The organism is Acidisarcina polymorpha, assembly GCF_003330725.1.
Lineage (GTDB): Bacteria > Acidobacteriota > Terriglobia > Terriglobales > Acidobacteriaceae > Acidisarcina > Acidisarcina polymorpha.
Window position 1 is genome coordinate 6,735,462 of record NZ_CP030840.1, and the last position, 25,818, is coordinate 6,761,279.

The following is a 25,818-nucleotide window of genomic DNA, read 5'->3' on the forward strand; positions in this document are numbered from 1 at the left end:
ACGAGTACCGAAACAACATGTCCTGATCGCGGCGCAATACCGCTCACGGTGTGTACTCGCTGGCGCAAGCGTCGCATCACCAGATTCAGTAAGGAGAATTAATTGATCGAAACAGACGTCCTGATCGTAGGCTGCGGGCCGGCAGGCCTGACCGCGGCTATCGGGCTCGCGCGTGAGGGTGTGCGCGTGATTGCTATCACAAAGTATGCGCAACTTGCTCCGACGGCGCGCGCACATTGCACTAATCAGCGCTCTTTCGAAATCTTCCGAGATTTCGGTATCGAGCCGCAGGCAATGGCCTCGGCTACCCCGTACACAGAAATGCCAAACTTCACGTATCTTCGTTCTCTTTCCTCTGATGTCGAGTTTGCTCGGTTGAGGGGTTTGCAGCTCGATGATGAGGACAACCTCAACGCCAGTCCGTGCACCATTGCCGATTTGCCGCAGAATCTCTTGGAACCGATCTTGCTCACAGCAGCGACGCAACAGGGAGCGCAAGTTCGTTTTCAAACGGAACTCACGACGTTTGACCAGAATGAAACCGGGGTTACGGCTGTCGTCAGGGATCTCTTGACGGGCCAGGACCTAACAATTCGTGCCCGCTACCTGATCGGTGCCGATGGTGGGAACAGTAGCGTTGCGAAAGCTCTTGAATTGCCTTTCGATGGGCCTGGAAGACTCGGAGGGAGCCTCAGTATTCACTTTGATTGTGACCTTTCGGAATACACGGCCTACAGGCCCAGCCATATCTTCTACATCCTCCGGAGTTCCACCGACAGGGGAGGTCCAGGTCTCGGTCTTCTCATCTGTTTCCGGCCGTGGAATACCTGGCAGTTCATTAAGGGCTACACCGCCGGGCAGGAGACACCACACTTGACGACGACGGAGGCCGTCGATGTGATCCGCGATTATCTTGGTATTCCAGAGATCGAACCCAAGGTGACCTCTATTGGGAAGTGGGATCTCAACTCCCTCTGCGCTTCGTTGTATCAGCGCGGTCGTGTTTTCTGCATGGGAGACGCAGTCCATCGGCACGTACCATCCAACGGTCTAGGCTCCAACTGCGCGATGCAGGATGCATACAATCTCGCTTGGAAGCTCGCGCTCGTCTTGCGCGACCATGCGGGCGCCGGCCTCCTTGAGAGTTATAGCCAGGAGCGCGTTCCCGTAGGGCAGCAGTACGTTGCGCGCGCAACCAAAAGCATGCAACTTCACCGGCCTTTGCTCGAAGCGATCGGGCTAGCGGATCCTAATAGACCGGAGGGAGATGGTGACTTGGCGCGGATTGCTGCAAATTCAACTGACGGCGCTGCTCGTCGACGCGGGATCCAGGAAACTATGCATGCGAAGATCCATGAAGTCCGTGCTCGGGGTCTCGAACTCAATCACCTGTATCAATCCGTTGCCGTGATCGACGAGGGACAGCAACCCAAGGATACCGGCCGCGATCTCGAGCTGTATGCCCGCGCGACAACCTGCCCGGGCGCGCATCTGCCGCATGCGTGGGTACAGCGGTCAGGGCACGAAGTCTCCACGCTGGACTTGGTAGGACAAGGGCGCTTCACACTTTTGACAGGCATTGGTGGCGATGAGTGGATCGGTGCGGCAAAAGCCGTCGCGGAGCGCTTCGTTCTAGACATCGCCGCAGTCAAAATCGGACCGGGGTGCGAAGTTACCGATCTACACCATGAGTGGGCAGAGCGGAGAGAGATCGCAGAAAATGGATGTCTTCTGGTCCGACCGGACGCGCACATCGCCTGGCGACGCATGTCCACGGACACAGATCCTGAAGGAGCCTTGACGGATGCGGTAGCACGGATACTTGATCGACAGGCTTAACTTCAAGAACTTGTGGATTCGCACTTCCCCTTCAAAGCTCGTCCCTCCCCGCGAACCATGGCATCACCGACGGTCGCTCCTGCATAACTTGTAGTTCCTGCAAGAGCGACCGCAATCCTCGGCGCGGGCAGGTGGCCCAATGTCCAATCGTATCCGCACTTTCGCTTGTTCATCTCAGTTGTGCCGCCTTCCGGCGGTTTCGGCCAATCCCTAAGGATCGCGCGCAGATCTTCTTCCGCAAGCTGCTGTCCTCTAAGCCACGGCGCGTGGGGAGATTACCGCACAGGCCTTACCAAGCATTCCATGGATATGGACAAGCCGGCTCTACGTTCAGCCAGCGTGCTTTCTCATGACCTAGAAGCAATGGATAACTCTAAGCTGAAGCAATGAACCGTTTTCCGTTTTGCATCTCTTTGCTAATGTCGGGTGCATACTCACTACAACCGCATGAACGCAAAATTCTCCCGTTCCCGCTTGTTCACCTCTACTGTGCCGTCCACCCGGTATCGACCAATACCCAGCGATCGCGAGCAGATTTTCTTCTATTTCAACTATCACCACCACACAGCCGCAGACACCTTGGACAAACACCATCTGGCCGAGAATGCGGCTGTGATCGCTGAGACCGCCTGCGCGCTTGCTGATGCGTCAACACCAGCACCGCGCGCAAAATGACAAAGGGGTTTGGGAACGATCCCCCATCGCACTGAGTCAATCGGCGAGTTGATCAAAGAGCTTAGTACGCTCGCTCTGTCTGACCGTTGCGGTGCTGAACATCACCGAAGCGCAATTGAGAGCTTCCGTTCCGGGGCGTGTGCCCGGCACGGATTTGGCGACACTCCCGAAAAATCATTGATCGCCCGTTTAGCAAAGAAACGAGAGGACTGCAGAAAGGTAAAGCTGGCGATAGGAAGAGACTGCAAGCATGGAGAAGGAAGCGCCTTTGAGTTCCGACCGCACAAACTGCATCAATCGATGCGTCCGATCAACGGAGTGATGGCAGAATTGTTGTAAGCATCGGCGCTATTTAGATCATCAAGGCACCCGATGTGAACATCTAACATTCAAATGCGCATTCCTCTCGGTACTCTCCTAGGTGGCCTTGCCGTCATGCTCAGCTCCATGAATTCCTATGGAGAAGAACAAGCAGTTGGCGCTACAGTGCTCGTTCTCCAAAGATCAGAAAATCACTGGATCGACGGCTACTTCAGTTCGGTCAGCATTTCACCGACCGCGAGGCAAGCGCCCTTCGGAAACGACCCAAATGATCTCCATCTTTACGATATAACTAGAGACCGCGAGGAACCTGCTCTCTTGAAGGGGAATCTGACCGAACTGAAGGGTGCAGCTTTCTGTGGCTCCGATTCGCTGGCGCGCCTTGGACGAGCGGGAAGTGGGTCAGGATGGTTCCTTCCGACACCCGGTGGAGAGATGCTCGCTACGATTCCTGACCGTTCTATGCCAACATGCTCCCCCGATGCAAAGGAGATCGCATATTTCGGCGCTGGCGCTCCCGAGAATCCTTTGCTGGTCGGTCTCCGCGGGAAGCTACACGGTTACAAGCCTGATGGCAGGGTGACCGCGATGCTGTTCTCGCCTGATGGATCCTCCTTCTTTTACCTGGCGCTGAACGGCGACGGAGAAGGCTCTTTGTCTCAGATTAATGTCACTACAGGTGAATCCCACCTGATTGCCGGTCATCTCGATATAAGCCTGTTCGGCGGTCAGATCGCCTTAGCGCCTGACCAAAAGAGCATCTACCTTTCGCTTGCTTCGGATGGAGCTCCGAGCAACGAGATGCGCTCACATCCGCATGCGGACCGGTGGCTGAAAATTTACCAGATTGATATCGCAACAGGAGACCGGCATCCAGTGGTGGCAACGGCTGGTCGAGACAACTTTGGTCCTGCCGTTGCCGGGAACGCTCTGTACTGGGTGCGTTCCGAGGTGGACGATTCCATCGTGACGCTCCCGTCAACGGGCGGGGTTTCGAAGGAGGTCATTGCGGGCGGACAAGTTCCCATGTGGAATCTTGACGGATCAACGATAGCTTATTTTTTTGGGGATACACGTTTGGCAGACGAGCCGCTCGACGTCGATGACGCAATCGTTGGCGTCAACTCGAAGGGAACACGGAAGACGCAGCCATCCATCATTGTCTCCGGGTATCACGAGGACTTTCCGCCGGCCTGGTCTCCCAATGGAGAGTGGATCGCATTCCATTCGCACCGCTCTCCAGCACCCGTCGCGTCCTATCACGGCAACGGTAGCACAGACGATATCTACCTTCGCAAGGCGGACGATGTTCATGCTCCCGAGATGCGTCTGACCGACTTCGGTCTGGAGACTGGCCCGGCGTATTGGTCGCCCGACGGGAAGAAGTTGCTGTTCGCCTCATGGGATCGCAGCGGGACCTTAGGCATATCCAAGCTCTGGGTGCTCACTATGGATCCAGAGACGGGAGCCGTCCTCCATAAAGAGATGCTTCCGCTTCCGGGCGATATCCACAGCGTTCGGTGGGCTTCATGGTCGCTTGACGGTAAAGAGATTGGTGTTGAGGATGATCGGGGTGATGACAAACGGGTACTGTGGGTTGTCAGTGCAGATGGATCTCATCCTGATAAGCTCTACGATTATGCTTGCACCACATACTGTGGACTCGACTGGTCGCACGATGGTCAAAGCATCATTTTTAGTGGGCTAGCCGGTAATCTCCTCCAACTCTTCTCCATACCGCGTGCTGGTGGTGTTCCTAAGCAGCTCACTCATGATTCCGGGAATCTGATGCATCCGCGGGTTTCACCAGATGGGCGCTTGATCGCCTGTACACGTGAGACACAGTCAAAGCAGATTTGGAAGCAGCCACTGACCAGCAGGTAAGCTTACTGCATCAACCATCAACCATCAGACGCTAATGCGCCGGGGCCGGAATAAAGCTTGGAACGAAGTGTTATTGAAATGTTTCTATTAATGAGAGCTTGTTTCGTGGGTCCCCGCGGCGGCTAACTAGATTCACCCAATCACAACCACTCGAGGTCGCATAGAAATGACGTGCGCAGTTCTTTTCTCAATAAGCCTAGCTCTTGCCGCTTCCCCGGCACTATCTCAAGCAGCAGTTCCCCAGTCGGAAGTTATGGCTCCTGTCTACAGCTTCTTTGATGCGATCGCGCATCGTGATAAAGCCGCGATGCTTGCTCAAACAGTACCGGACACGGCCGTCACAATCAGCCGCGAAGGCGGGTTGCGCCATTTGACAATCGATAATCTTGCGGATCTCGTCGTGAACATCAAGAGTGGCTCCCTTGCCGAGCCTATACATGATCCGATCGTGCAGGTAGACAACAATATTGCTTCGGTCTGGGCGCCTTTCGTTTTTACAATCGATGGAACGCCAACCAACTGCGGAACGGATATCTTCACCTTGGCAAAGCTCAACGGCAAATGGCTGATCGTAAATCTTACCTACAACAGCCAGAAGAACTGTGAATCAGCACGTTGAGATATCCTGGTTCAACGACAAATAGAAACACTAATCCGCAGTGGATGCGCTGGTGGCACAGTGAGTGCTCCAGAGTACTCCGCAGCAGCCTGCCTCTTCTGCTCGCGACAAGTGCTACTTTCTCGCCCGTGCTGGCGCAAAGACCTATGTCCTCACAGCCACAACCACAGCCTGATCCAATGACGCCCCCGATCGTTGATCCGGTGGACCAACCGTACATCGGCCCGATTAAGCTTGTGGTTGACTTGACCAATAACGTCGATCGCATCGTGACTGTACACGAGGAGATTCCTGTTGCGCCCGAAGGCAAAGCTGGCGCCAAGGAAATGGTGCTCCTTTACCCGCAGTGGATCCCCGGCTATCACTCGCCAACGGGACCGATTTCAAAGCTGGGCGGCATAGTGACGACTGTCGATGCGAGACGCGTGCAATGGGTGCGTGATCGCGCCAACGTTTATGCGTTCCATATTCCGCTGACGCCGGGCGCAAAGACAGTGAGCGTGGATTTCCAATACCTCTCGCCGATCAAGCGGACCGAAGGTAGGATCGAGATTTCCGATAAAATCGCCGACCTCGCATGGTATGAAGTGTTGATGTATCCTGCGGGTTACTTCTCGCGCGATATCCCGTTCGACACAACCATTAAACTACCGAACGGTTGGAAGTACGCGACCGCGCTTGAAACTGCCACTGACGCAGTAGAAATCGTCACTTTTAAGACGACGACGCTTGACACGCTGGTCGACTCTCCCGTCTATGCGGGTTCGAACTACAAGCGTGTTGATCTCTCGCCTACCCCGACCGACACTGTGCATCTTAATCTCTTTGCGGATTCACCCCAAGACCTCGAGATCAAGCCTGAACAGCTCGTGTGGCACAAGCGTCTTACGGCTGAAGCCGACAAACTTTACGGCTCACATCACTATGACCATTACGACTTCCTGCTAACGCTGAGCGATAAGCTTGGAGTGAGTCTCGAGCATCACCAGTCGAGCGAAAACGGGCACCCGGCCAACTACTTCACCGACTGGGCCGCGGGTGTTGGCGGTGTCGATCTGCTCGGCCACGAGTACGCCCACTCCTGGAACGGCAAGTTCCGCCGACCAGCGGATTTGTGGACTGCGAATTTCAATGTGCCTATGCGCGACGACCTGCTGTGGGTATATGAGGGCTTGACACGTAAGCGTCCGGAGTTCCCCTCTTTCCTAGTCGCGCTCCAGAGCAGAACATCACCACATGGTGCACATAGAGGAGTCGAGTAGCGGGCGTCGCGTGCGCAGATGGCGATCGGTATCGGAGAAGCGTCAGGTCGTGCAGTTGACCATGGAGCCGGGTGCGAGCGTTGCCGAAGTGGCTCGGGCGCATGGTTTGAACGCCAACCAGGTTTTCAAGTGGCGTCGAGCTTTTGAACGTGGTGAACTGACCGAGCCATATACCGCGCTGCTGCCCGTGGCGGTGTCGAGTTTGAGTGAGCCCGAGATCGAGCCTGCAGAGCAACTGCCACAGACGCAGACGACGAGTTCAGGCTCGATCCATATCGAGCTTCCCGGGCGAGCGGTGATAAGCATCGAGAGTGGTGCTGACCATGTTCTGATTCGAACGGTTCTTGAGAGCCTGCGCAAGTGATCCAACTCCCCACCGCAACGAAGATCTGGATTGTGGCCGGAGTTACCGATATGCGCCGCGGGTTTGATGGACTCAGTGGCCAGGTGCAGACTGTGTTGCAGCAACAGCCATTCTCCGGACACGTGTTCGTGTTTCGCGGGCGCAGAGGCGATATCGTAAAACTCTTGTGGTGGGACGGCGATGGTCTGTGCCTGTTCGCCAAGCGACTGGAGCGTGGCCGCTTCATCTGGCCGAAGGCGGAGAACGGAACGGTTCACCTGAGTCGTGCACAGCTTTCGATGCTTTTAGAAGGCATCGATTGGCGGAGAGTTGAGAGAACATGGCAGCCCGAAGTGGCAGTCTGATGACGAAGCTGATTCTCCTTTATTCATGCGGGTTTTGCAGATGATTTCTCTCTTTTTCGATGGCATACTTTGTCCATGGATCGCGCTCCTCTCCCCGATCTGAACAGCCTTGATCGCGAAGACCTGCTTGACCTCTTCATGGAACAACAAGAGCAGCTCGATTCCCTCATCGCAGATCGAGATGCGGAGATTCGCCGGCTGGAAGCCGAACTCGATTCCCACCGACAGACACTCTCCGACCAGGCTGATGAGTTGCGCTCCCGCAGCGAGCGGATCGAACATCTCAAGCTTATGGTCGACAAGCTGCGGCATGTGATTTTCGGGACCAAGAGCGAGAAGATCGTCATCAAGCTCGAGCAGATGGAACTGGAGCTTGAAGACGACGAGACGACACATGCCGAGCTCGAGGCCGTAGCCGAACGAGTCTCCCCGGCTAAAGAACCCAAGGCGCGGCCCGAGCGCAAGCCTCTTCCGGAGCATCTGTCACGCGAAGTGGTCACGCACACTCCGACCGGCGATTGCTGTGCTGATTGCGGCGGCCAGTTGCGGCAGTTTGGTGAAGATGTCTCTGAACAGCTCGAGTACATCCCCGACAGTTTCAAGGTCATCCGTCACGTGCGGCCGAAGTTCACTTGCACTGGCTGTGATCGCGTCATTGAAGCACCTGCTCCCTCACGTCCGATCGAGCGCGGTCTTCCCGCACCTGGTCTGCTTGCTCACGTGATTGTGTCGAAGTTCGCTGATTATGTTGTCTTCGCAGTTATGTGACGTTCAGCCGTTGAGTCCCTATGGACACTGGGGATCTGCACTACCGAACGTCACATAAGTATGGATTAGAGTTGGGCGAGGAAGGTGAGCAGGTCGGGATTGTCCCGCCAGCGTTTCCTTCCGGGTGGCTGGTTCTGTTCGCACATGCCGAGCGCCTTTGCTTTCATATCGAGGTCCGTCTCGGCGTAGATATTGGTGGTGTCGAGCGAGACATGCCCCAGCCACGCACGGATGGTGTTGATGTCCACTCCGGCGCGCAGCAGGTGCGTTGCGGTCGTGTGACGGATGGTGTGCGGGACGATTTTCTTCTTTTGCATCTCGGGCACGGAGGTTGCCGCAGCTCGCGCATGGCGCGTGACGATGTCATGCACCCCGAAGCGTGTCAGCGGTTCGGCTGCGCGACTCAGGAACACGCGCTCGTGATCCTCCCGCCCGCGTGTAAGCTCACGCAGTGCGAGTACGGTAGAAGCCCACAGCGGGCAGAGGCGGACTTTATTTCCTTTGCCCTTTAGCCGCACCGAAGATAGAGTGCTCGTTCCATCGCTGCGCAGAGTCAGATCGCCTATCTCCAGTTGCGCCGCTTCATCCGCACGCGCTCCGGAGTTGTAAAGGAACAACAGCAAGACATGGTCCCTGTACCCGATCCGTGTGGATTGGTCGGGAACAGCCAGCAACGCATCGATCTCACGTTTGTCCAGGTACCCGACAGGAAGGTGGGTCGATCGCTTGAACTCCACCGCGCGAAGTTGGGCCGACCAGCCAAGGTCTTCAGGGCTGCGCTGTCCGATGAAGGTAGCCATGGCATGGATGGCCGCCAAGCGCTGATTGCGCGTGGAGATCGTACAGCCGCGCTTCTCTTCCAGATAGCGCAGGAAGGCCCGGACCAGATCGGCGTCGATGTCGGCAACACGAAGCTCGTCAGCCTTCTTGTGCAACAGGCTAGCGGCGAACACGATCAGCAGACGTAGCGCATCCCGATAGCTCTGCTGCGTATTGCGCGAGAGGTTGCGGTCGTCGGGGAGATGCTCCATCAGGAAGCGTCGGACCCAGGAGCCGAGGGTATGTTTATCGCTCTGTTTCTTGTTCATCGCCACCTCCGCATACATAGCGCTCGAAGCGGCGATTGGCCTCTCCCAGAAGCTCCGGCGTCATCGTCAGATAGCGCTGGGTGGAGTGCAACTCGACATGCCCAAGATAGATCGAGAGAACAGGCAGAAGAAGCTGCACATCGGCACCATTTTGATACCACTCCGTGAGCCGATGCACGGCGAAGGTATGCCGCAGATCGTGGATGCGCGGCTGGTAGAGACTTGCATCTTCCCGACGAACGCCCGCAAGATTGCATAGCCGCCGGAAGCCGATCTCAACTACCTGACATCGAACAGCCTTGTGCAGTCGGGATTGGAAGAGCGGTTGATGGTTGCGATCGATCCTCCCCGGCAGGGCAAGATAGCTTCGCAGATGTGCCTGAACATGCGGCCCAAGTGGCACCAGCCGCGATTTGTAGAACTTCGTTCCCCGCACCGTGATGACACCAGCACCAAGGTCCACATCGTCACCGCGCAGTCGTAGAACTTCACCGATTCGCATCCCCGTGCCGTAGAGCAGAAGGAGCAAGGTACGGAACATCGGGGCCGACATGAGACACGCATCTCTCTGCTGACAGCGAGGAACGGCAGCCAACAACAGCCGCAACTCGGAAACAGAGTAGATGTAGGGAACGAAGCTGCTCGTGTACTTCGGGGCCGGAGGCGGTAGAGGAACCGTGTGCAACTCCTCTCGCAGCAGCCAGTGCTCGAAAAAGACTCGCAACGTGCCATATTTGTTCCGCCACGTTGCAGGTCCAGTGCGTGGGCCGGCCAGGAAGCACGATACCTGATCCGATGTCAGTGAGGCGAGTTCGATTTCACCATGACTGCGCGATAAGGCACGAAGCACTCTGGCCGGACTGTAGTATTTTTCCCCTGCAGCCTGACGCTTTGTGATGTAGAGGGTGATTGATTCAGCTAGATTCATAGCAGCCCTCCGAGGTCGAAGTCCGCAACACGGCGCAACATCGAGATATCGACCTTGGCGTAGATCCCCGTCGAAATTGCGCTTCGATGTCCAAGGAGATCGCCGATTTCTTTCAACGACACGCCCTCCTGCAACAGGTGCGTCGCGCAGGCATGGCGCAGACAGTGCGGCCCGCTTCGCCGGCATTGGATGCCGGCCGCCTTGATCCTCCGGCTTGTCAACGCCCATAAGCTGGCAGGACTGACGCTCCGGTAAGGAGCATGGAGAGTCAAGAACACATGGCGGCTCCCGGTGCGCGGGCGACACTTGACGACATACTCCAGGACCGCTTCACCTACCTCGTGTTGTAGCGGATACGGCTGCCTTCCGCCGCGCTTGGAGTGCGTCACCAAGAACGTCTCCGCCGACCAGTCGAAGTCGCTCAGCAGTAGACGCGACACCTCGCCGCTGCGCAGCCCATAGATTGCGAACAGCAACAGGACCGCCCTGGCACGGAGCGCCGATGGACTGCTTCCCTTGATCCCGAGCAGCAACCGCTGTACCTCTTCCCACGTCGGCCCATCCGGCAGTCCCTCGTGAACATATCTGCGGGGCCCTTGGATCGCTCCTGCGATACCCGCCTTGCACCATCCACGCCGCTCCGCATGACGGAAAAAGGCACGCAGCGCCTGCGCTGCCACCGATACGGATGTCCGACTCCAACTGCCCGTCCCTTTCAGAGTCAGGAACTCATCTACATCCTGAAGTCGGCTCCCCGCGCGGTGGGAACGATTCCAGCGGCGGGATTAGTGCGGTCTATTGGAACAGCGTGGCGTACAAAGCCGGGATTACACCTGACATGAGCATCATCTCAGTCAACGGATCTGCTTACACGTCTGAGGTTCTACGCAAGGCCATCTTGGCTGCGGAAAAGGATATCAAGCCGATCGAGCTTGTCGTTCTACGCGGCGACAGATATCAGATGATCACGCTCGACTACCATGGAGGCCTGCGTTACCCTTCACTCCATCGTGTTGACGGTACCCCGCCCCGGTTTGACGACATTCTGGCGCCAAGCAAGAGTCCACTACCTGCGATGTGAGGGGCACGGCACACAGAGCCTTTGTCTCGTGAGGGCTCCTCACTTCGCCAGTAGCCTCGCGGTGACTAGCAAACTCCATTTTGCTTTTGCCATTCAACACCAGCGAGGCTGACTTGCTTTTCCGGATTTGAAAAGAGTCCCGGCAGCGCGGCGAGGGACCATCAGGCTGCCGGACGCTATCGTCTTCTTCGATCAAGATCCCGCGACGTGTGTTGGATACTCAAGCGGCGCCCGACTCGAAGGAACGCGGTAGCCAAATTAATGACGAAGCCGAGGATGAAGCATGAACCAGCGACTCGCGCCGGGAGAACTTAGCCTATCCAGCGCCTGTGCGGTAGAGTCGAGATGTGGCGCGGTGGTTTAGGTGATCCCTATCTGTTTCCGGCTCTTTCGTCTGCCGGTGCCTCACTAGGTTCACCTTGCTCCGTTTCCACATCCCGCTCATCGAACCGGACAGGCGGATCTCCCGCATCCGGCTCTCGGAGAAGACTCACGCTTTCGCCCACGGAAAGTTGCGTGTCCGTTTGTCCAGACGAACGAGACCCAAGGCTCCATGAAGATATGTATCCGGAAACATCCCGTTTGCACGTCCAGAGGCCTTATGTTTCGTTCGCAACCACAGACGCAGCCTCATCGTCGCGTAACCATCTACAGCACGATAGGCTGTACTGACCGGCCCAAGACAAAAGTAGTTCGCCCATCCGCACATTGTGCGATTGAGCTTCGTCACTATTGTCGCTGGATCCAACGAGGTTGTACTCCGTCCGGTCATTTCGCGTATCTCCCGGCAGATGCGTTGCACCCGCTTTCGCGCTGGAACGGTGCCAAGATAGGCCCGTCCAGTTTTGGGGCTGTAGCATTGACCAAACGTGTATCCAAGAAAATCAAACTTCTCTTCCGGCACAGAGCAGACCCGCGTCTTCGAGTCGTTCACCGTCAACTTCAGCTTCGACATCATCTTCCGCATTGTGGCTAGAGCTTGTTCCGCCCCCATCCGACAGCAGATGACAAGATCATCGGCGTAGTTCACGATATACGCTTCCCAACGCGCCTCATGCCCAAGTTCCTTCCACCCGAGCACAAACCGGCGCATATACAGATTGCTGAGCAACGGGCTGATCGGAGCTCCTTGTGGAGTGCCCCGACCTTCGTCCCGATTGCGCAGGCTCCGACGTTTATTCCCGCGTTCATCGGTTTCCTCAACCGGAGCTTCCAGCCACATCTTGATCAGATGCAACATCGCTCCGTCGACGATCCTTCGAGCGACCGACCTCATAAGATCGGCATGTGGAATGCTATCGAAGTAGCTGCTGAGATCCGCATCTACAATCCTTCTATGGCCAGTGTTGATCAGCTTGTGGACATGCCGCACTGCGTCCAATGCGCTGCGGTCTGCCCGATAGGCATACTGCTCAGGTTGCAAGTCGGCCTCGAAGATTGGATCGAGCACCAACATTGCCGCCGTCTGCACAACCCGATCCCAGATTGTTGGTATCCCTAACGGCCTCTGCTTCCCATCCGGCTTGGGTAGGTATACCCGCCGCACAGGCTGCGGTTGATACGTTCGACTTTTCAGTTCTTGCGCCAGTTCGTCTAACCTCCGCTCCACACCGTACTGCTCGATGTCCTCAAATGTCTGATTGTCCACTCCCGCTGCCCCGCCATTGGCTTTGCAGCGTTTGTAGGCATACACCAGAACATCCGCGCGGTACACCTTGTCGTACAACGCGTGGAAACGAAAGTAGGGCGATTCCTTCGCTTTTGCGTGTAACGCCATCTGCAACTTCTGAACGCTTATCAGGGTTGTTAGGTTCATCACCAATCCCGTTGTCCCTCGTCGTTTATTACGTTCGCCTTCAACTGAGGCCTCTTCCCTCCACCGGCATTACCCGGCTTCATCGGTACTACAGGCCTCTCCGCCACCCCAAACGGCCCGGCCTGTCTCTCGCGAGCTGCCAGTTGATCCAACCACAATCACCGCTGGGGCTTCCCGTGTTGCCTTCAGTCCCCTTTGCTTACATGCCGTCGCCACTACCCCGGCAGGTTGAAGGAAGCTGTTCGCTCATACTCTTCCCCCTCATCGGCCTTCCCCAAGTCCGCGGCGGGTCGGCTCCTGCATCATGGATTTCGAGGCTTGCTCAGCGTTCACTCACGTTACGGCCTGCACGCTTGCAGAGTCGCCTTTACGACCCTCTTCCACCGGAGGCTTCAGCAGCTTCGTTACCTCTGCCGCTGCTCCGATTGCTACCGGGCGGAACGAACCAGCTCCCGGGTGGGACTTGCACCCACTGTGGACTAAACGCCTTTCACGGCGCACGCGGACCATTCCAATAGTGGGAAGCGCAAAGGGATTTCCAAAGAGTGTGGGAAGATTCTCTCTTGTAGTGCAAGCATTTTCGGTGGGGATGGAATGGATTTTCAAGGCATGGTGGGTCTTTCCCTCCGATGCCTGTCTGGGCCGAGCGAGGATATCCCCGCTCGGCTGTTGGTTCATCGTCGGGATGAGCCCACCAAGTTATCCCTCGGCATGGTTGCTTCCCAGCAGAGCCCGCTTCCGTTTCACTTGATGAGGCGATTGTAGCGTTTATATGGTCAGCAGATGCGGGAAGAGCTTGCTTCCGTCGTAGGGAGTTTGGCTGCCGAAGATGCCGTAGATGGCGTGAAGCAGTTTGCGAGCGACCGCGATCAGTGCCTGCAGTTTGCGTTTGTGCCGCGCAAGCAAGGCTTCATAGAACGCCTTTAGATGTGGGTCCCAACGCACTGCGGCCAGAGCCGGCATATAAAGCGCCCGGCGCAGGTGGCGACTGCCAGCGCGACTGATGCGCGATGGTTTATGCACCGAAGTGCCAGAGTCTTGGTGTACCGGATCGAGCCCGCTGCGCGCGACCCATTGACGCACCTTCATGTCTGGGGCCAGCAGGACCAGTTCGCCCAGGATCTGCAACGCGCTGACGGCCGCGATGCCCGGAACGCTTGTTAACAGCCTGAAACGCTGGCTCAAGTGGGCATCAGCGGCGATCAACGTCAGGGCCTCACGGCGCAGCTTCACGATGCGCCGGTCAACTCCGGCCAGCGAACGCTTCAGGTCCGCGATCACACAGCGCGGCGTGGCTAACGATCTTTCGGCGGCGTGCAGGCGATTACCTTCCCGCCTTTGCTGGACCACCAACGCCTCCAGATGCCGGCTGATGGCGCGCAGAGCGAGGGCGCTTTGACTGGGCTTTTGCCAGGCTGCAAAGGGCATGCGCAGACTGAACTCTGCCAGCACCTGAGCATCTGCTGAGTCCGTTTTGGACCGGCGAAGTGTCCGCGCAAAGTCGTGAACCCTTTTTGGGTTCAGCACCGCTACCTCCACAAACTCGGTCGCATCCAGGGCCAAGGCCAGGTCCATCGAATAAATGCCGGTGGCCTCCAGCGATACCCGCACCGGCGCCTTCATCTTTCCCAGCCAGTTGAGCAGCGCCTTGTGTCCCGCAACGGTGTTGGCAAACTCGCGTTGCACCCACGGATGGTCCACCTCCATCACTGCAATCGCCAGAGTTTCCGCGCCTATATCAATACCGCAAAACAACTTCTTCACTTGGCGATCTGGGTATTTCTCGGTTGAAACTGCGGGCTTACCAAGAGCAACGATCTGCTTGCTCATAGACCTCCTTCGGCACTAGGATGGGCTTCAGCAGCCGTCCCTGTCCGCGTCCACGGGCTTCCTCTTTCTGCTGACCTTGAACATGCAGGCTCCAAAGGCCTCCGATTCTCCACAGCATAAAAAGAGAGGGACGGCGGCCGATCTTCGCATCAGGCTCAGCAAGGCTGGCCTCGGGTGGGAACGGCCTCTCCGCCGAAACGTAACCTATCGTCACGCCTCTGAACGCAACATACAAGGGTGGAAAGCCGGCATCATGGCTTTCCATGCTTTCCATACTCTGTCATTTCCATGGTCTGTTTTTGCCCGGCGACCTGGATGCACGATGGCCACTGGTTCTACTTTTCGTAATTTCGGGGCCAAGGTTCGTATACCCGTCGTATGTTCGACTGTGAGCTGACTTCGAGGGCGTCCATGGAAAGCGAAACGCAACGAATCGCGCTTGGGTTGCGCCAGGGAGATGTCGTCGTCCTTGAGGCTCTCGTCCAGCAATACCAATACCGGCTTGTGCGTTATCTCGTCTCCCTGTTGGGCAGACGCGATGGAATTGACGATTTCGTGCAGGAGACGTGGCTCCGAGTCTTGGAGCGGGGTGGGTCGTACGACGGGCAATCCCGCTTTGAGCCCTGGCTCTTCAGGGTGGCACGCAATATTGCACTCGATGCCATGCGTAAGCGACCGATGTTCAGTCTCGACTCAAATGAGGGGGATGGTGTTCGCTCATCGCCTGCTTCCGGTGAGCCTTCGCCATACACGCTTGCGGCGCGGACACAAGATGCCGAGCGGCTTGCCAACTCGCTGCAAACTCTGGACCCCGTCTATCGCGAAGCCCTCGTACTCCGCTTTCAAGAAGATTTATCTCTACAGGAGATATCCGTGATCGTGGGAGCGCCGGTCTCTACCGTAGCTTCCAGAATTTATCGAGGACTGGCAACGCTGCGGCCGCAGTTCGAGGGAGAAACAGCATGAACATTGACCACCACGACACTTTCCAACGCATGATCGACGAGAGTCTGGCGGGCGTCCTCTCAGCGGAGAAGGAACAATCTCTTCGCGAGCATCTCTCCACTTGCGTTACCTGCAGGGAGTATCTCAGCGACAGCAACCGGGTTATCGCGGGCCTCAGCGGTTTTTTCTTCGAGGTAAATCCAACCCTCAATGCCAGGGTTCTCGCAGCCCTCAGGCTGCAGGCGGAAGAGCACCGTGGGATTCTGGCACGTCACACCGGGACAATGCGACAGCACAGCGTGCCATTCAAGAACTGGGCTGCATTTGCTGTAGCACTCTCGATGTCATTTGTCGGATCGGGACTCGTGTACCAGATGGCCGAGCGCCTGGCGGTGACAATGCATTTTGTCTCTGCTCAAGTCCAGGCAGGCGTGCTCGTCTTTTGGCTACTGCCATCTCTTTGCGCGGCCTTATGTCTGCTCGCGGCGCCTAGTGAGAATCGAGGTATTGCATGACACAGCAATCGGCGGTGCTTTTGATAGCGTTTTTTGCCGGAATTTTAGTTGCGGCTGTCTTATTGGGAACGGCAACGCGGAAGATTCTACCCCGATCTGCAATGGGCATCGCGGCACTGGCGATCCCGATTTGGGTGCTCTATTTTGCTTCTGGCAAGGGCCGTTCACTACTTGCCACCAAGGGATTTCTTAGTGCGATGCCGGAAGCGCTTTGGTTTGGCTTGACGTTTGGCGTCTTCACCGCGGCTTTTTTCCTTGCCCTCGGATATATCTACGGGGACGCAAAAAGGCGTCGAAAGCCTGCCTGGGCCTGGGTTATTGCCGCTTTCCTCATACCCAATTTCATTGGCTTCATCCTTTATTTTCTGTTCCGAGGGCCTCTCCTTGTGCCTTGCAGATCCTGTGACAAACCTATTCGCGAGGGAGAAGCATTCTGCAGCCACTGCGGATACTCGCAGAGTTCTTAGTATCGAACGCATCACAGCTGACAATCGCACAAAACGGAGGACGATATGAAACGTGAACGCGCCTTACAGGTAGTGTTGGTGTTGGTGGGCTTGCTTTATTGCTTTTGGGGCTATCTCCTGTTCGACAACCTGTGGCACGCTAAGTGGCTTAGCGGGCATAGTGACGTCATGCCAATGTTCCTGAGCCTTAACACGACGCTTGGGGTCTGTCTGTTGTTGGCCGTCAAGCAGCCGGCCAAGCATCGCTTGATGATCGCCTATGGGGCGTGGTCAAGCCTTGCCCATGCGTTCACGATGACAATCATGTCGGCGCAAGCCGTGGCGCACGGGATGCACAGGCAGGATAGTCCCCAGGACATTGTGATGTTTGTCGTGATTGGAGGCACACTGCTTACGCTCCTCCCGGCAAAACAAGCATCGCCGGCCGGCGCGCCTATCAGTGAGCCGCGCTTTGCCGAACGCTAGGCATCTCGAAGTTCAACTGTCGATATCAGGCCGATGCACTCATCAAGGCTCAAACGACTCTTCGTGCAGCTCTGAAACGAAGCTCTTCCGCATTTAGCTCTCCGACCTCGAGATCTCGAAAGTAAACCCTGTAGAACCCGGGCGTGGTTAGCTCAAGAGCGAGCTCTTCGAAGCGGAATACTTCGCTGATGAAGATTCTGGTCTTGTGCCAGCTGATGTCGCCACTGTTATTCACTTTGCGCAGAAGAAGCCCTTTGGGGTAGGTGAACTCCGGCAATTTGCGCGGCAGTCGGACAGAACTGGGGTGATAGAGACTGGCCGGAACTGCGTTCTTCAAGCCCTCATGTGGGCGCTCGTTATTGAAGACGTAGCGAAAATTATCGAAGCGGCTCTGCTGTGCGCGAAGAGATGACGCAGGCGGTTTTGTCGTGTCCTCCTTCAGCGTGCGATGCATGCGCTCGTGGCGACCGTTCTGTTGCGGTCGGCCTGCTTGAATCCGTTCGTGAACAATCCCAAGCTTCATCCAGCCGAGCGCGAGCTTCGAAAGTCCCATGAGCCCCGTGCCCGCAAACGGCGCGCCGTTGTCCGTCCTGATTCGAGCGGGCATTCCGTACTCCCGCATAGCCGCTTCACAGATTGCTCGAACCTGGCTAAGGTCAATGCGCGAGACGATCTGGCAACGAATCAAATAACGGCTATACGCATCGGTTATCGTAAACGGATCGCATCGCTTGCCGTCGCCCGTCACGAAGTAGCCTTTGAAATCCATACACCACAACTGATTTGGTCCCGTCACCATTGAGAACGGCTCTGAGCAAGGCGTGATGCGTTTTCTTTTCTTCTGTGGACTTGTTAAGCCGGCGCGGCTCAGGATGTTCCCGAATGTGCTGGCTGCAGGCCATACCAGTTCTGGCTGTAACATTTCCAGCCTTGCCTTGAGCTTGCGTGCGCCCCAAGACGGATGCTTGGCACGAAGGACGAGAATAGCGTTCTCCATCGGCTCAAGGGTTGCGTGCGAGCAGGTATGCGGCCGGCGACTGCGATCCACGAGTCCTTCTGGTCCCGTCTCGTTGTACCGGTTGATCCAGCGGTAGGCCGTTGGACGTGAGATCCCATACGCGCGACACAGGTCCGCCACTGACATCTCTTCCTTCTGATAACTCGATAAAAACTGCAAACGTTGATCCAAGATACAACTCTCTTTCCAGGGCATACACCATCGTCTGTGTCACCCAAACGGCTCGTGTCCGTTACCGTCGCGTTTCGCTGTAAACCATGACTCCGGTCTGTTTTGTAACGCAAGTGCTAAGTACGCTCAGGAGCTTCGCTCCCCGCGCGTGCAAGGGGTTTCCCGCAGTCTTCCGCGCTGCGCTTGTGCAGACCTTCGCTGCGCTTGCCCTTGCGTCTCCGCCTTCAGCTCCGCCGACAAGGATGGGTGATTCCCCTCCCCTTGCGCTTGCTACCCACACCCGGATGGCCGGGGGCCAAGGCGTGTCTGTGAGAACAGCCACAGCCAAACCATTCAAAAGCCAAGGAGCACTGAACATGAGCAACGACAAAGCACAGGAACTCACCGCAAGGATCAACGAATCCATCACCGCACTATGCGCCGAGACCGACGCCGCGAAGCAGTCAGAAACTTATCTCGCATGGCTTTCCACCGTGAGCCGCTTTTATAAATATTCGTTTGGCAATTGCCTTCTGATCTGGACGCAAGCGCCAGAAGCAACCCGCGTTGCCGGGTTCAACACTTGGAAATCATTAGGCCGATTTGTGAAGAAGGGCGAGACCGGCATCCGCATTCTCGCTCCTATCGTTCGTAAGGTGGACGAGGAGAAAGACGGCGCCACGGAGAAGGTATCCCGGCCCTTTGGTTTTCGTTCCGTGTCGGTCTTCGCTCAGGAACAGACGGACGGCCAACCACTCCCCGAACTGAACACCAACGCCACAGAAGGAGGCGAAACCCTTCTCCCGCTGTTGGAGAAGGCAGCGGCCCACCTCAACATCACGCTCGTTTACAAGGCTATCGCCGGTAACGCAGAAGGCTATAGCAAAGGCGGCTTAATCGAGATTGAGGAGACGTTAGACACCCCCGCACGTTGCGGAGTAATCGCCCATGAAATCGGCCACGAATTGATGCACCGAACCAACCGCGAAGGCACCACACGCCAGCAGAGAGAGCTTGAGGCCGAGTCCGTATCCTATGCGGTCCTCGCTCACTTCGGCATCCACTCCGAAAGCCGCTTCTATCTTGCAACCTATGACGTAACCGCCGAGATGCTGACCGCTTCCCTTCAGACCATCGGCAATGCCGCGAAGAAGATTATCAGCATGATTGAGGACTCAGGCGAACAGATCGAGGAGGGCGAGGGTGAACAGTCCCCCGCCCCGCTCGCCATCTCCGCCTAGAAGCGCTCCTTGCCCGCCAGCAAACGCGGCGACCCTTCCTACCAGGGGAAAGGGTCGCCCACACCCCTTTTGCCGGGGCCGTTCCCTCCCCGGCACCCCTCCCACAGTGAAATACATTTGAAGGGTGACGTCGATGGACAAGACCCAATCCACAGTTCGCAACATCCTCACAGCAGTAGAAGCGCCGCTCTACGATATCGGCGTCCTGAGCGATCGGGGTATGCTTCCCGGTCTCGACAGCATCCCCGCCGCGGCGGTGCTCGACCGGCTTTCGCTATTCAAGTATCGCAACGCTCGCGGCTCCCATATCTATGTCCGTCCTTCAGGGGAACATCGTTTCACCGTGCTAGACGATCTCAACGAGACCACGCTCGCGCGGCTCGCGGCGGATGGCTTCAATCCTTGCGCCGTCGTTGAGACAAGTGCCGGCAACTTCCAAGCCTGGCTGAAGCACCCCGCTGTGTTTCCAAAGCCCCTCGGAACTTTCGCCGCACAGACTCTTGCCGGACGCTACGATGCCGATCCAAGCGCGGCGGACTGGAGGCGGTTCGGGCGGCTCCCCGGCTTCACAAATTGCAAACCTAAGTACCGCAAGCCCGATGGTCTATTCCCTTTCGTTCGGCTCAAGAGTTATAGCGGCGAGCAGTATCCGATGGCCGAGACCTTCGCGCAGGAAATAACGAAGCTCTATGAAGAGCGAGAACAGGAACGAGAGGAACGACGCATACAAGCGTCTCTTTCTCCCCAACGGGGACCGAGGTTATCGAATCTGTCTCTTGAACGATTCCGTACCTCCACCAAGTACCAGGACAGACCCGCCGCCGCAGACATAGCCTTCTGTGTCGCCGCTTATGCCAACGGGATAACAGAGGACCGTATCGAACGTTCCCTTGAAGACGACTATCTATCCCGCGATCCCAGCACTTCAAAGCGAGCTGCCTACATCCGGAGAACTATGGAAAAGGCGAGGAGATGGGCTGAGCGATAAGCATCGGTGCTTCAAGTCCATTTGTCGTTCTTCCCTGTTGCATTCTGATTGACTCTTCGAGTTTCTGAGCTGGCTTTCGCTACTTGCACCATGAGGGAAAACCATTGAACAGGGCGGCTCCCTTCCGGTTTGCCTTTCTCTCTGCGTTCAGCGTGCCGCGCTCAAAGCACCCCCGCCCTTCGGACGCACGCTCTCCTTCCCAAAATCCGCTGTGCGCCTCTGCGAGGTGCGGACTCCTGCCCCAAAACAAGTTTGGGTCCCCTTCCGCAGATTCCGTCCAGTCGCCGAGGGAGTGGGTCGCGACGGCACACCCGTTGGGCAAGCATGTACCGCAGACAGCGGATACACCAAAAGAAACGGAGCCAAACACCATGTTCAACAAAATCATCCTCATCGGCCGCCTCGGACAGAACGCAGAAGCCGAAACCGCTCAGAACAACAAAGAGTACGTCGTCCTCAACATCGCTACGCAGGAGAGCTGGAAGAACGACAAAGGCGACTACGAAACCCGCACCGAATGGCACCGCGTCTTTGCCTGGAGGAATCTCTCGAAGTTCGCCAAGACTCTCCAGAAGGGGCAGCTCATCACCTTGGAAGGCACCTTGCGGTATCGCGAGGTCGAGGATGAGATCGAGGGCACCACGTTCAAGCACCGGATAGCGGAGATCCACGCCATCAGCATGAAGCGGCTCTCTAAGATCGAGGCCGCTGATGACCCAACAGACGGAGCCGGCGACGAGTAATCGCCGGCTTTCAGGTGGATGAGACAGAGAAGGTCTCATCCACCATTTGTTGTGAAGATAGAGGCTGGCTGTGAGATCAAGTAGGCTCAGATCATCTCGGGTGTCAGCGTTGCTGGGTTTGCTCCATTGCATCAACCGAGAATCGTTCTCGGCGACATCGGCGTTTATGAGGACTGACACTTCGACGAGGTATGTCTGAGAACGGAAAAGGTGGGAACTGGCTAGAGTTGCGTATCATAAAGGACGCCATCGTACCTATGCGGAGACGGACTTGAAGTTCAAAGATCGAACGATTAACGCATTGGCCGACATGATCTGCGGGAATACCGACGCCGGCAAAGAGGTCCTTTTCCCCTACCGGAGCAGCAGCTACATCACACGCTTCTTTCAAGAATGCGATACCGACTATGTGCACGATGGGACAACGCGCAACGCTTGGGTGGGCAGCACGTTGGTCACAATTCTGGAGGAGCCACAGACAAGCGGCAACGCGCCGCCCGACACCTTCGCCCGTGTAATACGCACGCTCATGGATCAGGGCGACAAACAGGACGCGGACCCCGCCCGCGAAAAGGCCATGGCGCTCTTGAACGTGGCTTTGGTCCGTGAAGGCTACGAAGCGTTTTATGCAGAAGATCGGCAATGCTACCTGAAGCACATTGCGACGAACACGATTGCGCAGCCGGTTCCAAATCCGCACCGACCCTTCTCGGCAACCGAGCTGAAACGACGCGGTGACTTAATCGCCTATTTAGACCGCTGTTCAGAAGATGAGCTAATCGGGGAAGTCCTCCTGCCATTGTTGCGTCAGCTTGGCTTTCATCGCATCACGGCGGCCGGTCATAAAGACAAGGCGCTCGAATACGGTAAAGACATTTGGATGAAGTACACGTTGCCGACAATGCACACGTTGTATTTCGGTATTCAGGCGAAGAAAGATAAGCTCGACGCGGCGGGCGACAGCAAAGGATCAAACAAAAACATCGCAGAAATTCATCAGCAGGCCTTGATGATGCTTGGCCATGAAATTTTCGATCCCGAGACAAACAGTCGTGTCCTAGTGGTCAAATCACCAAAGCTGCAAGGAACTGGCTCGGCGGGAAGCTCGATGCGACGAAGCGCAGCCAGATCATGTTCATGGACAGAGACGACATTTTGAACCTCTACGTCGTAACCAATCTGCCCCTGCCTGACGGTGCGCTCCGAGAGCCGATGAAGATCACCGACGATGACATCCCTTTTTAGAAATACAACCCCGCGACGGTGCTGAACTTGCGTTTATATCGTACCGAGAAGTCGGCATCGCGACCGGAATCTCATAATCGGGTGCCGGATCGACGATCGCCGTCGCAATCGACGTTTCGCGGTACCAATTGTATTCGTAATCAAACCGTCCAACTCGACGAACCAATAGCTAGCTATTGGGCAGCGGTCCGAAACCTTCTGTAGTGCTTCTGAAGCCACAGGATGGGGGAGACATCCTGCATTCTCAGCTTGATTAGTTCCTCAAGATCCCGGTCTGAAAGTATCAGCAGAACTTTCCGAGGATTCGAATCATTGAAAATTGAGATTTGCTTCCGAAGCAAGTTATCACCGGGGGGCTTCCGGGTAACGATGTATCCCAGCCGGCCGATCCTATCGCCTAGATACGTCGCCGCCTGATTAAGAGCTGCCATCGTGAGCTCGTCCGTGTTCTTGACCTCGAACATGACGAACAATGAGTCGTGGGACGTGCGCACGTAGTCGAGAAACGTCGCGTCAGAGTCGTTCGTGACAATGATATCCCTGCGTTCGGTACCGTCAATCGTGCGTTCCTCAAGACGTCCATCGATCAGATCTGGGCAGAACACGAATGTAAGGATGTCGAGGACAAGCTCTTGATACGCTGTTGCGTCAGACTGCCCTGGAGGAATCGTCGCCAAACGCGTTAGCAGAGACTCTCCCGTGTCAGCCGAGCTATCCGTAAGTGGTGGCAGGATCGGTTGAGCAGCCGCTGCTTGCTGCTCCCTTTGCTTGACATAGGCGTCGATGATGGAGGTCTCCACGCGACTGGTAGATGTCACCTCTGCCTTTGAGGGCGCGCGTCCGGTCACTCTCCCGACCCTCTTCCTAGCCTCCAGATATGCCCGAAACTCGGTCTTGACGAAGTTGTCATAGTTGATCCAAGGAAGCTGTCGAACTATCCTGCGAGGCACAAAGAGAATTGCTCTCCCATCCTCAGAGTTGACCGGCAAATCATAGTATCCATCGCGCCAGCAGCGCTCTTTTGGATCGTAGACATGGTTGACAGGGACTAACGACCGGATCGGCAGGTTATGAACCTCGCATTGGCGTTGAGTGTATTGAATTAAGTATTCCTTCAGGATATTTGAAGCGATGTCGCCTACTCGATCAGGCCCTATTCCCGGAGAGATCAGTTGCATCTCTTCGACGTGCCTGATGCCACGCTCCATAATCGCCGGGGACAATTTCAGCGAGCCGATAAGCAGATTTGTCAGAGTCTTGCCCAAGCCGGACCCTCTTTTGTTACTCGCGCCATATCCGAAGCCGATTTCTGCCACCTCGGGGAAATCCAATATGTACTTGGCGTCTAGCTCGTCGTCTTTGGCGATTGCACTAACCCCATCCGCAAAGTGTTCGACAATGCTTGCATGGAGCAACCGTAGTTCTGGGTCCCGACTCTTGAATAGGAGGAAAGGATCGATGCATAGAGGCAAATCGCCCACGAGGTGTGGAATGACGAAATCAACCTCGAGCTGTCGCAATTGGGGGAATACGCTGGAATCTTTGGTCATTTCTGATCTGGCTCGTATGTGATTCCATCTTTTGGAGGCTCGTAAGACGGAATACCAACTCGATCCAACTTCTCAAAATTGAAGAATACCTCGTCGCCATGCTTCCGAAACCACGCGTCTGAGATGGGGCCGTCAATCTTCGCTTTCACCTCGGATTTACGGACGTACTCGTCATATTCTTCCGTCTGATCCTCACCTTCTTCCCCATCCTCTTCGGTAAGCCCAGAATCGTCTTCTTCTTCCTCAACATCGTCCGAATCGCTACCGTCATCATCATCGTCGTCGCTCGCTACATCCTCTTGCTCGTCTTCATCGTTGTCAGAGGTGTCGGATTCCTCTTCATCGCTGACCTCGTTATGAAAATCAACCTCCTCCTGCTCGGCGACTCTCAAGGCAGAAGCGATCGTCTGTAGCTCACTTCCTATAGAGAAATGACCTTTTGTTTCCACCTCTAACATCGAAGTAAAACGTTCGCTAGTCTGTTGAAGGATTCGGAGTGATAGCAGGAGATCGGGATAACTCGGGTTGTCGCCAGCAGGCACGAAGGATTTCAAACGACCTAGGTAAGCGTCTCGAAATATGAGCGCCTTAGCATCCGCTATCTGCGCATTGACAACCTCTACGAGCAGATCGGAGGGAGGCACCACCGACTTGCTTTTGGTGAGTTTATCGACTTCTTCGTACAGACCTCGGAGCTGGCTCGTCTGTGCCAAGTGATTCTGGTGAGCCTTCCGGATGGCGTCTCCGAACTTCCCGTGTTTATCCAGTGCGGCTATAGCTGAATCCAACTGCTCTCTTCTCGAAAATTCCATCTGCCGCCTCTTTGGCTCGGGATTCCACCTCGCCTATATCGGGTCTCCCATACAGCCTCGACGGGACCGGTTACTATTTTCGCACGCAGACGAACGCACGACAGCGCGAACTGTCTATTACTGAATATTGGTGTCCTGCTGCTGAGTCGCGTGGTTCTTGGTCGCTTGGAAAGAGAAGCATCGATTGGTCCCGTGAAGTCGGCCAGCGTCCACGAATGTCTCCGCTCCACCTGCCTCTGCGCGCCCTATTCCTACCCGCAACGTACGCCCGAAGAACAACTGCCAAAGCAATCTCCGCGCGGTTCGCGCTAATGCAAGGAAACCAAGCCTACTGAGGGACTCCGTCCCTGGCGCGCGACAAGAGGCACCCCAATCTTCCGCGCTTCGCTTGTGCAGACCTCCGCAACGCTACGCCCCCTCCACTCCGCTGATCGCTCCGTTCCAAGGGTGGGGAACCCCACCTCTTGCACTTGCCGCCCCTGCTGGCGTGGGCCAGGGCCAAGGCGTGTTTGTTAGCAAACACAGCACAGCCATTCAAAAACGGAGGAACTACCCAATGAGCAGCACGACAGCAAATCCCTACCGCATCAGCTTGACCGAAATGCTGAAACAAGAAGGACGCACCTTTGAGGCTATGGCCGAAGAGGTGATGTTTGGCGACGCGAACGCACTCGCGCTTTGTACCGAGCATTGCGAGGTGGAACCAGACGGCACATGCCCCCACGGTTGCCCCTCCTTCATGCGAGCTGCAGGCCTCATCTAGCACCGACCCTACCACCGCACCATACGACCCGAAGGAGAGAAAACCCGATGAGCTACACCGCTACCTATTCCCCCGAAGACAACAAACTCCGCCTCTA

25 protein-coding genes are annotated in these 25,818 nt (G+C 56.3%); 17 read left to right on the forward strand and 8 right to left on the reverse strand.

Annotated elements, in window-relative coordinates; genetic code table 11:
• Positions 1 to 102 precede the first annotated feature (102 nt).
• The 7 genes from ACPOL_RS28870 (at position 103) to ACPOL_RS28905 (ending at position 8,076) form a co-directional block, all read left to right on the forward strand.
• Positions 103 to 1,839 carry an FAD-dependent monooxygenase gene (locus ACPOL_RS28870; RefSeq protein WP_114210235.1) on the forward strand — a complete coding sequence of 579 codons (1,737 nt, stop codon included), beginning with the start codon at positions 103 to 105 and terminating at the stop codon, positions 1,837 to 1,839.
• Between the two features lie 1,068 nt (positions 1,840 to 2,907).
• Positions 2,908 to 4,719 (forward strand): TolB family protein, encoded by a 1,812-nt coding sequence (locus ACPOL_RS28880; RefSeq protein WP_114210237.1) that lies wholly within the window; start codon positions 2,908 to 2,910, stop codon positions 4,717 to 4,719.
• Positions 4,720 to 4,972: 253 nt separating this feature from the next.
• Entirely contained in the window at positions 4,973 to 5,338 is a 366-nt protein-coding gene (locus ACPOL_RS28885; protein WP_161557630.1) for a nuclear transport factor 2 family protein, read from the forward strand.
• A 146-nt stretch (positions 5,339 to 5,484) separates the two neighbouring features.
• Positions 5,485 to 6,600 carry a M61 family metallopeptidase gene (locus ACPOL_RS28890; RefSeq protein WP_236657101.1) on the forward strand — a complete coding sequence of 372 codons (1,116 nt, stop codon included), beginning with the start codon at positions 5,485 to 5,487 and terminating at the stop codon, positions 6,598 to 6,600.
• Positions 6,575 to 6,964, forward strand: coding sequence for an IS66-like element accessory protein TnpA (gene tnpA / locus ACPOL_RS36650; RefSeq protein WP_114210240.1), 390 nt, complete (start codon positions 6,575 to 6,577; stop codon positions 6,962 to 6,964). Before ACPOL_RS28890 ends, tnpA begins: the two co-directional genes overlap by 26 nt.
• Positions 6,961 to 7,308, forward strand: coding sequence for an IS66 family insertion sequence element accessory protein TnpB (gene tnpB, locus ACPOL_RS28900; protein ID WP_114210241.1), 348 nt, complete (start codon positions 6,961 to 6,963; stop codon positions 7,306 to 7,308). Before tnpA ends, tnpB begins: the two co-directional genes overlap by 4 nt.
• Positions 7,309 to 7,383: 75 nt before the next feature.
• On the forward strand, positions 7,384 to 8,076 hold the full coding sequence (locus tag ACPOL_RS28905) for an IS66 family transposase zinc-finger binding domain-containing protein (RefSeq protein ID WP_114210242.1): 693 nt from the start codon (positions 7,384 to 7,386) through the stop codon (positions 8,074 to 8,076).
• A gap of 65 nt (positions 8,077 to 8,141) precedes the next feature.
• Here the strand turns inward: ACPOL_RS28905 and ACPOL_RS28910 are convergent, their stop codons facing one another.
• From ACPOL_RS28910 to ACPOL_RS28920, 3 genes are read right to left on the reverse strand one after another with little or no spacing between them, the layout of a single operon-like run.
• On the reverse strand, positions 8,142 to 9,164 hold the full coding sequence (locus ACPOL_RS28910; RefSeq protein ID WP_114210243.1) for a tyrosine-type recombinase/integrase: 1,023 nt from the start codon (positions 9,162 to 9,164) through the stop codon (positions 8,142 to 8,144).
• Entirely contained in the window at positions 9,142 to 10,092 is a 951-nt protein-coding gene (locus ACPOL_RS28915) for a tyrosine-type recombinase/integrase (RefSeq protein WP_114210244.1), read from the reverse strand. Before ACPOL_RS28915 ends, ACPOL_RS28910 begins: the two co-directional genes overlap by 23 nt.
• Positions 10,089 to 10,772, reverse strand: coding sequence for a tyrosine-type recombinase/integrase (locus ACPOL_RS28920; RefSeq protein WP_161557631.1), 684 nt, complete (start codon positions 10,770 to 10,772; stop codon positions 10,089 to 10,091). Before ACPOL_RS28920 ends, ACPOL_RS28915 begins: the two co-directional genes overlap by 4 nt.
• A 158-nt stretch (positions 10,773 to 10,930) precedes the next feature.
• On the opposite strand from ACPOL_RS28920, the gene ACPOL_RS33280 reads away from it, so the two are divergent.
• Entirely contained in the window at positions 10,931 to 11,173 is a 243-nt protein-coding gene (locus ACPOL_RS33280) for a hypothetical protein (protein WP_150133168.1), read from the forward strand.
• Positions 11,174 to 11,663: 490 nt separating this feature from the next.
• On the opposite strand, the gene ltrA is transcribed toward ACPOL_RS33280, so the two are convergent.
• Positions 11,664 to 12,989, reverse strand: coding sequence for a group II intron reverse transcriptase/maturase (gene ltrA / locus ACPOL_RS28930; protein ID WP_114207509.1), 1,326 nt, complete (start codon positions 12,987 to 12,989; stop codon positions 11,664 to 11,666).
• Between the two features lie 768 nt (positions 12,990 to 13,757).
• Complete coding sequence (locus ACPOL_RS28940) at positions 13,758 to 14,819, reverse strand: IS110 family RNA-guided transposase (protein ID WP_114205765.1); 1,062 nt, start codon at positions 14,817 to 14,819, stop codon at positions 13,758 to 13,760.
• 411 nt (positions 14,820 to 15,230) lie between these two features.
• Between ACPOL_RS28940 and ACPOL_RS28950 the strand changes: the two genes are divergently transcribed.
• From ACPOL_RS28950 to ACPOL_RS28965, 4 genes are read left to right on the forward strand one after another with little or no spacing between them, the layout of a single operon-like run.
• Complete coding sequence (locus ACPOL_RS28950) at positions 15,231 to 15,785, forward strand: RNA polymerase sigma factor (protein WP_236657102.1); 555 nt, start codon at positions 15,231 to 15,233, stop codon at positions 15,783 to 15,785.
• A complete protein-coding gene (locus ACPOL_RS28955) occupies positions 15,782 to 16,279 on the forward strand; it encodes a zf-HC2 domain-containing protein (RefSeq protein WP_114210249.1) in 498 nt (165 codons plus the stop codon). The genes ACPOL_RS28950 and ACPOL_RS28955 overlap by 4 nt, the downstream gene beginning before the upstream one ends.
• Positions 16,276 to 16,746: a PLDc N-terminal domain-containing protein gene (locus ACPOL_RS28960; RefSeq protein WP_114210250.1), complete on the forward strand. Its 471-nt coding sequence runs from the start codon at positions 16,276 to 16,278 to the stop codon at positions 16,744 to 16,746. Before ACPOL_RS28955 ends, ACPOL_RS28960 begins: the two co-directional genes overlap by 4 nt.
• A 45-nt stretch (positions 16,747 to 16,791) precedes the next feature.
• Positions 16,792 to 17,211 (forward strand): DUF6632 domain-containing protein, encoded by a 420-nt coding sequence (locus ACPOL_RS28965; protein WP_114210251.1) that lies wholly within the window; start codon positions 16,792 to 16,794, stop codon positions 17,209 to 17,211.
• Between the two features lie 49 nt (positions 17,212 to 17,260).
• Here ACPOL_RS28965 and ACPOL_RS28970 read toward each other — a convergent pair whose 3' ends face one another.
• Complete coding sequence (locus tag ACPOL_RS28970; protein WP_114210252.1) at positions 17,261 to 18,424, reverse strand: IS481 family transposase; 1,164 nt, start codon at positions 18,422 to 18,424, stop codon at positions 17,261 to 17,263.
• A 332-nt stretch (positions 18,425 to 18,756) separates the two neighbouring features.
• Between ACPOL_RS28970 and ACPOL_RS28975 the strand changes: the two genes are divergently transcribed.
• The 4 genes from ACPOL_RS28975 to ACPOL_RS28990 all read left to right on the forward strand — a co-directional run bounded on the left by ACPOL_RS28975 (position 18,757) and on the right by ACPOL_RS28990 (position 22,510).
• Positions 18,757 to 19,620, forward strand: coding sequence for an ArdC-like ssDNA-binding domain-containing protein (locus ACPOL_RS28975; protein ID WP_114210253.1), 864 nt, complete (start codon positions 18,757 to 18,759; stop codon positions 19,618 to 19,620).
• Between the two features lie 133 nt (positions 19,621 to 19,753).
• On the forward strand, positions 19,754 to 20,608 hold the full coding sequence (locus tag ACPOL_RS28980; RefSeq protein ID WP_114210254.1) for a RepB family DNA primase: 855 nt from the start codon (positions 19,754 to 19,756) through the stop codon (positions 20,606 to 20,608).
• 371 nt (positions 20,609 to 20,979) lie between these two features.
• Complete coding sequence (locus ACPOL_RS28985) at positions 20,980 to 21,351, forward strand: single-stranded DNA-binding protein (RefSeq protein WP_114210255.1); 372 nt, start codon at positions 20,980 to 20,982, stop codon at positions 21,349 to 21,351.
• Between the two features lie 301 nt (positions 21,352 to 21,652).
• Complete coding sequence (locus ACPOL_RS28990) at positions 21,653 to 22,510, forward strand: hypothetical protein (protein WP_236657103.1); 858 nt, start codon at positions 21,653 to 21,655, stop codon at positions 22,508 to 22,510.
• Between the two features lie 259 nt (positions 22,511 to 22,769).
• Here ACPOL_RS28990 and ACPOL_RS28995 read toward each other — a convergent pair whose 3' ends face one another.
• Positions 22,770 to 24,146, reverse strand: a complete 1,377-nt coding sequence (locus tag ACPOL_RS28995; RefSeq protein WP_114210256.1) for a hypothetical protein — start codon at positions 24,144 to 24,146, stop codon at positions 22,770 to 22,772.
• Complete coding sequence (locus ACPOL_RS29000; RefSeq protein WP_114210257.1) at positions 24,143 to 24,958, reverse strand: hypothetical protein; 816 nt, start codon at positions 24,956 to 24,958, stop codon at positions 24,143 to 24,145. The genes ACPOL_RS28995 and ACPOL_RS29000 overlap by 4 nt, the downstream gene beginning before the upstream one ends.
• 556 nt (positions 24,959 to 25,514) lie before the next feature.
• On the opposite strand from ACPOL_RS29000, the gene ACPOL_RS29005 reads away from it, so the two are divergent.
• Entirely contained in the window at positions 25,515 to 25,721 is a 207-nt protein-coding gene (locus ACPOL_RS29005; protein ID WP_114210258.1) for a hypothetical protein, read from the forward strand.
• Positions 25,722 to 25,818 lie beyond the last annotated feature (97 nt).

Coding starts and splice junctions, on each gene's coding strand:
- ACPOL_RS28880 (WP_114210237.1), top strand. CDS start 2,908: ATGCGCATTCCTCTCGGTACTCTCCTAGGTGGCCTTGCCGTCATGCTC.
- ACPOL_RS28885 (WP_161557630.1), top strand. CDS start 4,973: ATGGCTCCTGTCTACAGCTTCTTTGATGCGATCGCGCATCGTGATAAA.
- ACPOL_RS28890 (WP_236657101.1), top strand. CDS start 5,485: ATGTCCTCACAGCCACAACCACAGCCTGATCCAATGACGCCCCCGATC.
- tnpA (WP_114210240.1), top strand. CDS start 6,575: ATGGTGCACATAGAGGAGTCGAGTAGCGGGCGTCGCGTGCGCAGATGG.
- ACPOL_RS28905 (WP_114210242.1), top strand. CDS start 7,384: ATGGATCGCGCTCCTCTCCCCGATCTGAACAGCCTTGATCGCGAAGAC.
- ACPOL_RS28910 (WP_114210243.1), bottom strand. CDS start 9,164: ATGAACAAGAAACAGAGCGATAAACATACCCTCGGCTCCTGGGTCCGA.
- ACPOL_RS28915 (WP_114210244.1), bottom strand. CDS start 10,092: ATGAATCTAGCTGAATCAATCACCCTCTACATCACAAAGCGTCAGGCT.
- ACPOL_RS33280 (WP_150133168.1), top strand. CDS start 10,931: ATGAGCATCATCTCAGTCAACGGATCTGCTTACACGTCTGAGGTTCTA.
- ltrA (WP_114207509.1), bottom strand. CDS start 12,989: ATGAACCTAACAACCCTGATAAGCGTTCAGAAGTTGCAGATGGCGTTA.
- ACPOL_RS28940 (WP_114205765.1), bottom strand. CDS start 14,819: ATGAGCAAGCAGATCGTTGCTCTTGGTAAGCCCGCAGTTTCAACCGAG.
- ACPOL_RS28950 (WP_236657102.1), top strand. CDS start 15,231: ATGGAAAGCGAAACGCAACGAATCGCGCTTGGGTTGCGCCAGGGAGAT.
- ACPOL_RS28955 (WP_114210249.1), top strand. CDS start 15,782: ATGAACATTGACCACCACGACACTTTCCAACGCATGATCGACGAGAGT.
- ACPOL_RS28960 (WP_114210250.1), top strand. CDS start 16,276: ATGACACAGCAATCGGCGGTGCTTTTGATAGCGTTTTTTGCCGGAATT.
- ACPOL_RS28965 (WP_114210251.1), top strand. CDS start 16,792: ATGAAACGTGAACGCGCCTTACAGGTAGTGTTGGTGTTGGTGGGCTTG.
- ACPOL_RS28970 (WP_114210252.1), bottom strand. CDS start 18,424: ATGCCCTGGAAAGAGAGTTGTATCTTGGATCAACGTTTGCAGTTTTTA.
- ACPOL_RS28975 (WP_114210253.1), top strand. CDS start 18,757: ATGAGCAACGACAAAGCACAGGAACTCACCGCAAGGATCAACGAATCC.
- ACPOL_RS28980 (WP_114210254.1), top strand. CDS start 19,754: ATGGACAAGACCCAATCCACAGTTCGCAACATCCTCACAGCAGTAGAA.
- ACPOL_RS28985 (WP_114210255.1), top strand. CDS start 20,980: ATGTTCAACAAAATCATCCTCATCGGCCGCCTCGGACAGAACGCAGAA.
- ACPOL_RS28995 (WP_114210256.1), bottom strand. CDS start 24,146: ATGACCAAAGATTCCAGCGTATTCCCCCAATTGCGACAGCTCGAGGTT.
- ACPOL_RS29000 (WP_114210257.1), bottom strand. CDS start 24,958: ATGGAATTTTCGAGAAGAGAGCAGTTGGATTCAGCTATAGCCGCACTG.
- ACPOL_RS29005 (WP_114210258.1), top strand. CDS start 25,515: ATGAGCAGCACGACAGCAAATCCCTACCGCATCAGCTTGACCGAAATG.